An 11844-nucleotide genomic window follows, 5' to 3' on the forward strand; every position below is an offset into this window, starting at 1 on the left:
AACTCACAGAGGTGAATATTATGAACATGCAAAAGAAAATCTTGACTTTGACCCTAAGTGGAGTGTTAGTGGCTCTGAGTGTTGAACAGTCGGCTCTAGCCAGAGGCGGCAGCTCTAGCGGCAAAGTCTGGACTTATCTGAAGTCTTACAACTCTACCAATTACGATACCAATACCGGCAAACCCAAAAAACTGGCGTCAGGTTGCACCGTGCCCGACGGCATCATGGACAAGGTATTGAGGCTATTGCCTGAAGGTAATGCGCTGGCTATTGATTCTCCTTTATTTACGGAAGACACCCAAGCAAACATCCTGCTAAAAAAAGACGCCAATATCAAAGTAGCCTTTGTTGGTGAGGGAGCGGGCTACACCAATGCACTGGGTTTCTTTAGTTTCGACAAAACCAAGCTGACCAGTTTGACCAGTTCCTCTATCGTTGAAAAAATCGTATTCCCAAACTTTTCTGCGAAAAACTCAGGAGGCGATTTATCGCTTGGCGATACCGTCGATTTAGGTACAATCGCAGCCGGAAAGGGAGTCGGTTTTACGGTAGTATCGAATGGTTGGCAATCCAACCAGGTAAGATCGGATCGTACCGACAACCAGATATTTCGCACTGTTAAAAATCTTAATCCGGAGCCTAGCAGCCAAAAGCTGAATTACCATACCGTATTATTGTCGGATCCTGAATCGAAAGTTTTAGTTATCAGCATCGAAGACCTTAACCGTCAAAGTAGTTCGTACAACGATAATGGCTATGTTTCCGATAACGACTTCAACGATGCCATATTGGCAATCTGTGTCGATCCCTTCGACGCTATAGAGGGTGTCGATACGTTGATCAACATAGATACCGGTACTGAGGGAACATCCCCTACAGAAACTGATCCTACTCCTGATGGAACGGATGGAACTGAGAAGATCAAAGGTGCTGGTGGACGCCAAAGCTGGAGTGAACGTACCGTACCATCTTCCATGTAAGCCTTGTGGGCGATACGGTGAAGATCGCCAAAGTCGAGTTTTCTATTGTTTTAAAAGACAAATAGGCGTAGAAAATATTAATGTCATAAAGTTTAAATGTCTGCCTTGCTCATGGGTAACTCTAATTCAATATTTACACAAGGTTTTACTCTATTGGAACTGTTGGTAGTTGTTGCCATCATGGGTATTACCTTGGCTATTGGCGTACCTAGCTTGCAGTCTTTTATCGTCGACAATCGTTTAACAACATCGGCCAATGACATGCTTACTGCTTTGCAGGCCGCGCGTAGTGAAGCTACCAAACGTGTTAAATTTGCGGGCGTATCGATTAACGGTAATTCTTGGGAAGTCTTTGTGGAGAGTCAGGACAATGTAGTGCAACGATACAAGACTGCTACTAACATAAGTGTGGCGGTTGAGGGGAATTCCAATCCTATTTTCCGTCCGGAAGGTCGTTTAAATTCTGTGAATGTTATCACGATGACTTTTACCTCGACCGTTGGCTCCGCACAACGCACATTAACCATTGCCCCTTCGGGGAAAATTAAAATAACCAACCCGTAATTCAATGTCGTTAAGATAAGCCAATCCGGTCGCTTGATGGATTGGCAAAGCTCGCTTTGTCAATCGCCTTGATGAGTTGCAAAGCCAGCTTTGCAACTCTTTGGGGGAGCTAAACTTAACGGCATTGACCCGTAACCTGAATGGCAAAACTATTTAGGATATTCGCATCACGTTTAATTCAATGTTTATGAGAGCTTCTTTTCAAGGATTTACATTAATTGAGGCAATGATCACTATGGCAATCATTGGCATACTAGCCAGCATAGCCTATCCCACTTATATCGAACATATTAAAAAAGCCAAACGCGCCGAAGCACAAGCGGCACTTGTATCTCTCGCAAGCGCGATGGAATTATGGAAATTGAACAGTAATGGAGTCTATACGGATGGAGTCAACGATCCGACAGCGGCAGACATTCTCTCCGATCAAGTCCCCGTTTCTGGCGGAACTAAAATATACAGTTTGGAGATTGCTACTGTAACAGCCAGCGCTTACACTTTGAAAGCCACTTCCGTTGATGGTGACCGATGTGATGCGTTGACTTATACCAGCGCGGGCGAAAAAGGAGGAGGGGAACCGGATTGCTGGTAATTTGTACCGGGAGACCCAGGGCAATCGCCCGAACGCTTTATTGTTCAAGGCCGAACGGATGAGCGCGATGCCATTCGGATCGACGAGCCGGTTGGACCGTCCGGCCGGATCGTACAGAAGTCGAACAACGGAATGGGCTGAACCGGCGAATGGTCGTCCAAACTCATCGGCATCCGCGCTTTTTCGTTGATCTGATCCAGGGCGGTATAGCCGGTCAAATCGCAGATTTCGTCGCTCAAATGGCGCGGGTTTGCAGGTTGGCTTTGGAGCGATCCTGAATACGCCGTTCAAAATCCGCTTTGAATTCCACTGTTTGTGTTTTGCAGGACGGGAGTATGACGAGTGCAATGCGGGGGGAATGATGAAAAATCAACGTTATTTATTATAGAAGATCGAGGGATTTCTTTTGTCCAATTCTCAAATCGCTTGTCTGTGCGGATCGGGGCTCGGCTATGACCAATGCTGTCGGCAATACCATGACGACGAGGTATTTCCGGCCACCGCAGAAGCCTTGATGCGTTCCCGATTCACTGCCTATGCATTGCATGATGCCGATTATTTACGCGCGACCTGGGACAGCGGTAAATGCCCGGACAGCATCGATTTTTCCCGCGAGACGGCGGTCTGGCAGCACCTTGAAATCGTCGATACGAAAAAGGGCGGGCCTCGGGACGACAAGGGGCTCGTCGAATTCAAAGCTTACTATCTGCAGGACGGGGAAGCCTGTGTTCTGCATGAGGTGAGCCGATTCGTCAAAAAGGAAGGCCGCTGGTTTTATCTGGACGGGGCGATCAAATCGCTCGGCAGGATCGGCTCGACCGTCAATCTGGGCAAAAATGCGCCTTGTTCCTGCGGCAGCGGCAAAAAGTTCAAGCGATGCTGCGGTGCGGGGAAATAAGCCTGTTCAGGGTCAATGTGCCGGGCTTACGCTTTGCTCCACAATCATCATTATGTCCTTTTTTAATAGTTTCCGCGCGCGGCGCTTATAGGCCGTCGCCGGCAATGTCCGATCGATGCAGGCCGGCATTTTTTCCAGGAAATTCTCACGATAACCTTGTGATTGATGTTCCGAACCTTATATAGGGTAAAATATTTTCGGAAAATCAACACAGGGTGAAAATGAAAACACAAAAAATTGGATTTATCGGCGGCGGCAATATGGCGACGAGCCTGATCAGCGGCCTGATCGCTGCCGGTCATGAGCCTTCCAGCATCTGGGTTTCCGACATCAACTCCGAGCAGCTCAAGTCGCTGGCGGAGCGTCTGAAAGTCAACGTGACCGCATCGAACGAAACGGCAGTCAGCGAGGCCGACGTCGTCGTGCTGGCGGTGAAGCCGCAGATCATGCGCGATGTGGCGAAACAGATCGCGCCGGCGATTCAGCAGCGTAAACCACTGGTCGTCTCGATTGCCGCCGGCATCGGCGAGCGCAGCCTCAGCGCCTGGCTGGGGCCGGACATCGCGATCGTCCGCTGCATGCCGAATACGCCGGCGTTGGTGCTGACCGGCGCCACGGCCCTGCATGCGAACGACAAAGTCGGTGCCGAGCAGCGCAGCATGGCCGAAAACATTTTGCGTGCGGTCGGTATTGCGCTTTGGGTCAAGGATGAAAAAGAACTGGATGCGGTAACGGCCGTATCGGGCAGCGGACCGGCTTATTACTTCCTGCTGATGGAATCGATGGAGAAAGCGGCGGCGGAGCTGGGCCTGACCGAGGAAACGGCGCGCCTGCTGGTGCTGCAAACCGCCTTGGGCGCGGCAAAAATTGCGCTGGAATCGAGCGAAACCCCTGAGTTGTTGCGCAAACGCGTGACCTCGCCGGGCGGCACGACTCAGCGGGCGATCGAAACCTTTCAGCAAGGCGGTTTCGAGGCACTGGTTTCGAAAGCGCTCCATGCGGCACGCGACCGTTCGGTCGAAATGTCCAACCAACCGGAGTTCAATTAATGGGTGCAAGTTATTTTACCGATCCGCTCGTCCTGATTATCGAGGCGCTGTCCTCGCTTTACATTCTGGCGGTATTGATGCGCTTCCTGCTGCAGTGGTGCGGCGCCGATTTTTATAATCCGATTTCGCAGTTTCTGGTCAGGGCGACCCAGCCTCCGCTGCGCCTGATGCGCCGGTACATTCCGCCGATCGGCAAGATCGACACATCTTCGCTGATTCTGATGCTGTTCCTGCAGATACTGGCGAATTTTCTGATCGGCCTGTTGCAGGGCGGGGCGCTGGGGATCGGCGCCCTGACTTTGATCGCGATCATGGAACTGATCAATTTATTGTTCAATGTCTTTATCTTCTCCATCATCGCACGTGCGTTGTTGAGCTGGCTGAATCCCGGCCGGTTCGACGCGGCTTCGTCGATTCTTTACAGCCTGACCGAGCCCGTGCTGAACATTTTCAGAAGAATCATTCCCGATCTGGGCGGCATCGATCTGTCGCCGCTCGCCGCGCTACTGTTTCTGCAGGTCGCCAGAATGGTCATCCTTCCCCCGTTGAGCCAACTGGCGGCTCTGATCGCCTGGTAATCGCTCTTCTCACTGCGGGAACATGCCGTGCCCGCAGGGGAGAAACAAACCTCGGCAGCCGTTTTAAGATGCGGAACTTTCACTATACTTTAGAAGGCATTTTTATTTCTTTTAACGTCATGCAAGACCGCGCTTTTTTTATCAGCCTGTTGTTTGCCGCATTTTGCCTGGCCGGGGGGCAGGCTCATGCCAAGAAAATGTACCGCTGGGTCGACGAGAACGGTAAAACGTTTTTGTCCGATCAGGTACCGCCGGAACAGGTTCAACACCGGCGCGAAGAACTGAGCGAAAAGGGCCGCGTCGTCCAAATTACGGAGAAGGCAAAAACCAGGGAGCAGATCGAGCTCGACCGGCGCCTCGAAGCCTTGAAAAAGCAGCAGGAAAGCCTCATCGCCCGGCAAAAGGCGAACGACAAAGTCTTATTGAGCACGTTCCGCAATTTAAGGGATATGCAGGATACGTTAAAGAAAAAAATGCATGCGATCGATGGGCGGATCGGGTTTTTGCGCGGCAACAAACATCAGGCGGAGGTCGAGCTGGAAAATCATCTTCAGCGTGCGGCCCATCTCGAGCGCAGCGGCGAGAAGATTCCTGCACCGTTAACCCGGGATATCGATAAGGCGAAGGCGCAAGTCAAAGCGGTACAGGCAGAGATCGACAATCAGGAAACCAAGAAAAAACAGGAAAAAGCCGTGTTCGAAGCGGATATCGAACGCTATAAATTTCTGACGCATTCCGATACCGAGGCGCCGCAGGCGTTGAGCGGCAAAACGGCGGAAATGAAAGCCGCGGTTGAACTGGGCCTGTATCTTTGCAATAGCGCCAGCCAATGCGCAAAGGCCTGGGAAAGCGCGCATCAGTTCGTGCGCCGCTTTTCGACGACGCCGACCGACATCGACAACGATAAGCTGCTGATGACGGCCGAACCGGCGGCAGACTCCGATTTAAGCCTGTCCGTGTCGAAGGTCGACATGGGCAATCATCAGCAACAGTTGTTTCTCGACATCCGCTGCCGGCAGTCGTCGCTGGGCAGGGAACTTTGCGCCGGCGACAAAGTGCGCGACATCCGGACGTCTTTCAGAACGTATATCGAAAACGCCGTAACGGACGCGAAGGCCGACTAACGGCTCAGCAGCAAGGTGCCGACGCCCTGATCGGTGAATAATTCGAGCAGCACCGCATGCTCGACGCGGCCGTCGATGATATGCACCTTGCCGACGCCGCCGCGCAGCGCATCGGTTCCGCAGCGGGTCTTCGGAATCATGCCGCCCGAAATCGTGCCGTCCGCGATCAGCTCGTCGATGTCTTTCAACGTCAAGCCGGTCAACAGCTTGCCTTCCTTATCCAGAATGCCGGCGGTATTGGTCAAAAGAATCAGTTTTTCCGCCTTCAACACTTCCGCGACCTTGCCTGCAACCAGATCGGCGTTGATATTGTACGAGTGGCCGTCCGCGCCGACGCCGATCGGGGCGATCACTGGAATGAAATCGCTCTGGCCGAGCATTTCGACGACCGACGGATCGATACTGCTGACTTCGCCGACATGGCCCAGGTCGATGATTTCCGGCGACTGCGCATTCGGGTCTGCCTTGGTCAGATGAATTTTTTTTGCCCGGATGAAGTCGCCGTCCTTGCCGGTCAGACCGATCGCCTTGCCTCCGTGGATGTTGATCAGATTCACGATCTCTTTGTTCACCAGTCCGCCGAGCACCATTTCGACCACGTCCATCGTTTCGCTGTCGGTAATCCGCATCCCGTCGACAAAGCCGGTCGTTTTGCCCAGTTTCGCGAGCAACTGGCCGATTTGCGGGCCGCCGCCGTGCACCACGATCGGATTGATTCCGACCAGTTTCATCAGCACGATGTCGCGGGCGAAACTGTGTTTGAGCGCTTCGTCAATCATCGCGTTACCCCCGTACTTGACGACTACGGTTTTTCCCTTGAAGCGTTGAATATAAGGCAGGGCTTCGATCAGGACATCGGCGATCTGGTGGGCTTTTCGGTTTTGCATCGTTTTTTGGGATTCCATAATTAAAAGGGAAGTACTAAATCAGAATCTACGGTTTTAATCATCTGCCTGAAGTGCTGCTGAATTTTTGTCAATGACTCGCGGGTATCGGCCTCGAAGCGGATCACCAGCGAAGGCGTCGTGTTCGAGGCCCGCACCAGGCCGAAGCCATCCGGATAGTAGATTCTGATGCCGTCAAGGGTGGTGACTTCGGCATCGGAAAACGCGGCGACCTGCTTCAGCTTTTCGATGAATTGGACATTTTCGCCTTCTTTCAGCATGATGCTCAGTTCCGGCGTATTGAAGCTGTCAGGCAGCTCGGCGAAAACTTCCGCGCTGGTGCGGCTGTCTTCGGACAGGATTTCGATCAGGCGGGCCGCCGCGTATAAGGCGTCGTCGAAGCCGAACCAGCGGTCATTGAAGAATATATGGCCGCTCATCTCGCCGGCCAGCGCCGCGCCGGTTTCGCGGAGTTTGGCCTTCATCAGCGCGTGGCCTGTTTTCCAGAGTGTCGGGCGCCCGCCGCGGTCTTTGATGTGGCTGGCCAAATGGCGGCTGCATTTGACGTCGAAAATGATTTCGGCTCCGGGACGCGCTGCCAGCACGTTTTGCGCATACAGCATCATCTGCCGGTCCGGCCAGATGATCTTGCCGTTCGAGTCGACCACGCCAAGCCGGTCGCCGTCGAAGGCCAGGCCCAGGTCGGCCTGGTAATGCGCGACCGCCATGATCAGTTCTTTCAGATTGGCGGGTTTGCTCGGGTCGGGATGATGATGCGGGAAGTTTCCGTCGATCTCGCAGTTCAATTCGATCACTTCACAGCCGATCGTTTTGAGCAATTTGGGCGCGATCTCGCCGGCTGCCCCGTTGCCGCAATCGACGACGATTTTCATCGGCCTGCCCAAGTGGACGTCCTCGGATACGGTGCCGATGTATTCGTTGGCGAAGCGGCTGTTTTTTTCGATCGCGCCGGGCTCACCGACCGTATAGGCCTGACTGTCGATGCATTTTTTCAGGTTCCGGATACGTTCTTCGGCCAGCGTTTCGCCCTGGATCACCATCTTGATGCCGTTATATTCGGCCGGATTGTGGCTGCCGGTGATCATGACTCCGGAACGGTCTTCGGCGTGGTGGGCAACAAAATAGAGTACCGGCGTCGGCACCATCCCGATATCGAGCACGCTGCAGCCGGTGGAAAGGATTCCCTTGGCGATCGCGGTCGCCAGGCCGGGGCTGGTTTTCCGCCCGTCGCGGCCCAGTACGATCGTGCGGCAGCCCTGCGATTTGGCTTCGGTCCCGAGCGCCCGGCCGATATCGTACACGATGTGTTGAGTCAAGGATTCGCCGACAATGCCCCGAATGTCGTAGGCGCGGAAAATGGCGTTTTTCGGATCGTCGACGGCTTCGGCCGGAGCCGCAGTTTTTGGGGCGGGCGGTTTATCCAGAACGGGGGGAGTGCTGGCGGCCTGCGGTTCCGGTTTCTGGCCGGCGGCCGGTTTTTTGAAGACTTTGGAGCTCTCCGGTGCTTTGGGGGCGGCTTTCGCGGCCGGTTCTATGGCGAACCCGAAATCGGTGTCGGTGGAAAAATCGGTAAATCCGAGGCCGGAGTCTATCGCCTGCTTCGGTGGGACGGCCACTTCGTTGCCGTCGTGGTCCATGACTCGCTTGTACTGGGACAAAATCGAGATGAAACCTTTCATTTCGCCGAGCCGGGTCGCGTAATTGCCCTGAAAATTGTTTTTCATCAGGTCCTTGAAGGCGCGCATTGTACTGCTCAGATCTTCGCTCAGCATCTTCGATAGTCGACGGTAGCTCAGCAGGAATAAAACCGTCATCAGCCCCAACGGAACCAGAATAAAGCCGAACATCAAGCCGGCGTCGAGCGTGACGGGCGCGTTCTCATCGACATGCCCGTAATGGAGAACCCAGTCGGTGTTCGCTACCGGAATCTGCAGGCGGCCGTCTCCTTCTCCTTTTTCTTCCGGCGCACGACCGGCGGCGCTTAACGGGAGCTTGCCCTGGTGCAGGCGGATATAGCCTTCGTCGATCTTGGCCCGCGCGATGCTTTTGCGGATAAGGTCGTCGTCGAAACCGGCCAACAGTACGCCGACCGTCTGTTCTCCCTGGACGATCTTTCGGGCTATCGCCAGATGCCGGGCGCCCGGGTTTTCGCCTTGAACGGCCGGCAGCGGGTTGCGGTTGTTCGAAAACGTTTCGCGAACCATGTTCAGATCGGCATAAGTCATCGGCGGCGAGCCATTGTTGTCCAGCTCGGTAATGCCGGGCAGCAGGAGCCTGACGCTGAGAGCGTTCGGGAGCAGCGGCAGCAGTCGGCCAGCCGCTTGCCGCAGCGTTTCCGGATTTTGGCTGGCGATGGCCTGTAGCGTTTCGGGAGCTTGCGCCAGTTTGTCCAGACTTTTATCCAGCAGCTCGATCTGTGCGGATATCGACAGGCCGATGCCTTGGGCGAGGGCGCCGAGCGCTGCCTCCCTGGATTGCTTGATTGCGTGGGATGCGATCCAGAAGACGCCCGCATTCGAAATCAGAAGCAGCAGGAGGGATGCGGCGGCCAAATAAGAGAAAAGTCGAAACATCCTCTATATCCTAAAATGAATGGAAATCGGACGGGCGGGTTTTAAGTCCGGGGCGCCAATCGGCCGCGATCGGGCCAGAACCCGCTTTTCCCGTCGCGCTGGCACGGAGCCGAAACACGCGGTACGGTACCTGGGAAAGTGATTTGAGGCTCGCGTCTCCGGGCGGCATCTGTGCAGGCGCTTTCAAATCGGTTTAAGAATCACCGGTAACAGGAAAAAACATCAGGTTTTTCAGGCTTTTCCCGTCGAGCCGAAGCCGCCGGTTCCGCGGCCGGTAACGGTCGTGAATGCGGGAACGAGTTTAAGCGCCACCTGGACGACCGGCATGAAAAGCAGCTGCGCGATCCGCTCGCCCGGATTGACCGTGTAATCGTTTTCGCCGTCATTGTGCAGGATTACGCCGATTTCGCCGTGGTAATCGGAATCGATGATGCCGACGCCCTGGCCGACCCGGATCTGATGGTTCAGGCACAGCCCGCTTCGGCTCGCGACGACCGCGACCAGGCCGGGATCCTGGATATTGATCGCAAGGCCGGTGCCGATCAGCCGGTTTTGCCGGCCGCCGATCGCGACGGGCTCTGCAATGCACGCTACCAGATCGATTCCTGCGGAGCCGACGGTTTTATAGGACGGAACACCGTATTGTTCGAGCAGTGGGTTTACGATTTTGGTTTCGATCAGTCGTTTCATGGATACGAGGGTATTTTTTTCGGGCAAAAAAGACGCCGCGCCGAGGCAGCGTGCGAAAAGGAAATTCTAACATTCCTGTTCCCTTCGGACACCTGATAAATCGAAGGCGGATCGAGATGCCGAAAAGAGGCGGCAACGTCCGGGCAAGGGGCGTTGCCGGATGGGAGGGATCAGGGCTTGTCCAGCAGGCGGTGAGTGACGAAAAAGCCGGAATAAATCGCGAGGACCATGATCACCGACTCCCGGGATAACAGACTCAGGCCGGTGACCGAAGGGCCGGGACAGTAACCGCTCATGCCCCAGCCGACGCCGAAAATGGCCGCGCCGAAGATCAGTTTCGGATCGATGGCGGTCTTTTGAGGCAGTTGAAAAGACCCGGACCAGAGCGGCGCGGGGCGTTTCAGGATGATTCGGAACGCAGCCATCGCAACGGCCAGCGCGCCGATCATCACAAACAGCAGGCTGGGGTCCCAGCGGCCTGTCACATCGAGAAAATTCAGCACTTTGTTCGGATCGATCATGTGCGAAAGCGCCAGGCCCGCGCCGAATAAAATCCCGCTCAGAAATGTGATTGCGTAAGTCTTCATGCGGTCAGCTCCGACAGGTGGCGGATTACGTAGACGGTGAGCATGCCGGCGGCGATAAAGGTCAGCGTCGCCGCGATCGAGCGGATCGACAGGCGAGCGATTCCGCAGACGCCGTGGCCGCTGACACAGCCGTTTGCGATCCGGGTCCCGACGCCTACCAGAAAGCCGCCGATCGCCAGCAATTCGGCCGGATAACCCTGACGCGGAACATTGAAGCCGGGGACGAGCCATTGCAGGAGCCCTCCGCCGGCGACGAGGCCGGCCAGAAACAGCAGCCGCCAGGTCCTATCGTTTTTCGGCGCGAAAAACACGCCGTTCATGATCCCGCTGATGCCGGCAATGCGTCCGTTGAAAAACAACAGCATTGCGCTGGCGATCCCGATCAGGGCGCCGCCCGCCAGGGCGGAGTAGGGGGTGAAATTTTCCATGATTTGCAGCCTCTTCAGAATAAAAAACGGGGATAAATAAGGTTTGGAAAAATAGCATTAGTATATTCTAAATAATCGATCATTTGGTTTTCTGACGATTGATGGCCCAAGGGCAGGCGTGCTTCCGGTTAAGCTTTGTTAAATCAAGATAATAGAGATTATGGCGCGATTGCTTCGGCTTATGGCCCGGTTTTTCTTGAAATCAGGCTAACGGATTTGCTTCCTTCGGTAACCGCTCGAAGCCTGATTTTAGACCGTTTGCAACTATAAAGAGAATGAGGGAGCCGTTTCCGCAGCGAAAATTGCAGGCATGCGGAGAGATGAAGGGAGAAGGCCCCAAGCCGTTCTCGATTTTGACGTTAATGGCGGGTGGTCGAGCATTGGGGGCCGGCTGAACGCCTCCCAGGCGGGCCGGCGGCAGGCAGTTGTAGGGTACGCTGTGCGTACCATGGGGATGAAAAGGTACGCACAGCGTACCCTACAACGGGGAGTACCCAAGCTGGGCAAAGGATGGATCACGGTGAGTACCGTTCGAACCACTCTGCGGCTCGGGAATGCAGAGCGAGAGCATACCGTCCTGACCGGACGGTATCCGAGGAGGAGTATCGTATCGCCCGTAATTTATACGGGACAAGAACCTGGATCTACCACTTCAGGAATAAAGCCTCGGCGAGCCGTTCGACCAACCAGGCGACCAGCAGGCTGAACGCCGGCAGTCCCAGCGCCGAATAGAGCAGATTGAGGCGGACGTTTTGCCAAGGGCTGCGTTTGAGCGTTTGCATGACAATGCTCCTGTCGAGTTTCGAAGGATTACATTGTGCGGCAGGTTCGTTACGATCGCGCGACGATTCGATGACAGTTTGATGAATCGTGCCT

The 11844-nt window shown here is 54.7% G+C and carries 14 protein-coding genes; 7 read left to right on the forward strand and 7 right to left on the reverse strand.

The features are described 5' to 3' along the window. Positions 1-20 precede the first annotated feature (20 nt). The 3 genes from CC94_RS0114120 to CC94_RS0114130 all read left to right on the forward strand — a co-directional run bounded on the left by CC94_RS0114120 (position 21) and on the right by CC94_RS0114130 (position 2136). Positions 21-980 carry a DUF4114 domain-containing protein gene (locus CC94_RS0114120; RefSeq protein WP_005370822.1) on the forward strand — a complete coding sequence of 320 codons (960 nt, stop codon included), beginning with the start codon at positions 21-23 and terminating at the stop codon, positions 978-980. Positions 981-1076: 96 nt separating this feature from the next. After that, positions 1077-1544, forward strand: a complete 468-nt coding sequence (locus tag CC94_RS22445; protein WP_051040353.1) for a GspH/FimT family pseudopilin — start codon at positions 1077-1079, stop codon at positions 1542-1544. Positions 1545-1725: 181 nt separating this feature from the next. After that, a complete protein-coding gene (locus CC94_RS0114130) occupies positions 1726-2136 on the forward strand; it encodes a type IV pilin protein (protein ID WP_051040354.1) in 411 nt (136 codons plus the stop codon). A 44-nt stretch (positions 2137-2180) separates the two neighbouring features. Here CC94_RS0114130 and CC94_RS0114135 read toward each other — a convergent pair whose 3' ends face one another. After that, the gene (locus CC94_RS0114135; RefSeq protein WP_031431339.1) at positions 2181-2375 is read right to left on the reverse strand and encodes a hypothetical protein; all 195 of its coding nucleotides are present in this window, start codon (positions 2373-2375) and stop codon (positions 2181-2183) included. 167 nt (positions 2376-2542) lie between these two features. Between CC94_RS0114135 and CC94_RS0114140 the strand changes: the two genes are divergently transcribed. The 4 genes from CC94_RS0114140 to CC94_RS0114155 all read left to right on the forward strand — a co-directional run bounded on the left by CC94_RS0114140 (position 2543) and on the right by CC94_RS0114155 (position 5785). After that, positions 2543-3034, forward strand: coding sequence for a YchJ family protein (locus CC94_RS0114140; protein WP_005370826.1), 492 nt, complete (start codon positions 2543-2545; stop codon positions 3032-3034). Between the two features lie 221 nt (positions 3035-3255). After that, entirely contained in the window at positions 3256-4083 is an 828-nt protein-coding gene (proC, locus tag CC94_RS0114145; protein WP_005370828.1) for a pyrroline-5-carboxylate reductase, read from the forward strand. Further along, positions 4083-4661 carry a YggT family protein gene (locus CC94_RS0114150; RefSeq protein ID WP_031431341.1) on the forward strand — a complete coding sequence of 193 codons (579 nt, stop codon included), beginning with the start codon at positions 4083-4085 and terminating at the stop codon, positions 4659-4661. The genes proC and CC94_RS0114150 overlap by 1 nt, the downstream gene beginning before the upstream one ends. A 119-nt stretch (positions 4662-4780) precedes the next feature. After that, entirely contained in the window at positions 4781-5785 is a 1005-nt protein-coding gene (locus CC94_RS0114155; protein ID WP_005370831.1) for a DUF4124 domain-containing protein, read from the forward strand. On the opposite strand, the gene argB is transcribed toward CC94_RS0114155, so the two are convergent. From argB to CC94_RS23805, 6 genes are all read right to left on the reverse strand, one after another. Beyond that, positions 5782-6672, reverse strand: a complete 891-nt coding sequence (argB, locus tag CC94_RS0114160; protein ID WP_031431342.1) for an acetylglutamate kinase — start codon at positions 6670-6672, stop codon at positions 5782-5784. The genes CC94_RS0114155 and argB overlap by 4 nt on opposite strands. Before the next feature lie 20 nt (positions 6673-6692). Beyond that, positions 6693-9263, reverse strand: a complete 2571-nt coding sequence (locus tag CC94_RS0114165) for a phosphomannomutase/phosphoglucomutase (RefSeq protein ID WP_005370841.1) — start codon at positions 9261-9263, stop codon at positions 6693-6695. Positions 9264-9494: 231 nt separating this feature from the next. After that, on the reverse strand, positions 9495-9953 hold the full coding sequence (dut, locus tag CC94_RS0114170) for a dUTP diphosphatase (RefSeq protein WP_005370843.1): 459 nt from the start codon (positions 9951-9953) through the stop codon (positions 9495-9497). 170 nt (positions 9954-10123) lie between these two features. Continuing rightward, positions 10124-10540 carry a DUF6691 family protein gene (locus tag CC94_RS0114175; protein WP_005370844.1) on the reverse strand — a complete coding sequence of 139 codons (417 nt, stop codon included), beginning with the start codon at positions 10538-10540 and terminating at the stop codon, positions 10124-10126. After that, positions 10537-10968 carry a YeeE/YedE family protein gene (locus CC94_RS0114180; RefSeq protein ID WP_005370846.1) on the reverse strand — a complete coding sequence of 144 codons (432 nt, stop codon included), beginning with the start codon at positions 10966-10968 and terminating at the stop codon, positions 10537-10539. Before CC94_RS0114180 ends, CC94_RS0114175 begins: the two co-directional genes overlap by 4 nt. A 644-nt stretch (positions 10969-11612) precedes the next feature. Further along, positions 11613-11750 carry a hypothetical protein gene (locus CC94_RS23805; RefSeq protein WP_005370847.1) on the reverse strand — a complete coding sequence of 46 codons (138 nt, stop codon included), beginning with the start codon at positions 11748-11750 and terminating at the stop codon, positions 11613-11615. Between the last annotated feature and the right edge of the window lie 94 nt (positions 11751-11844).

This window comes from Methylomicrobium agile (assembly GCF_000733855.1).
Classification (GTDB): domain Bacteria; phylum Pseudomonadota; class Gammaproteobacteria; order Methylococcales; family Methylomonadaceae; genus Methylomicrobium; species Methylomicrobium agile.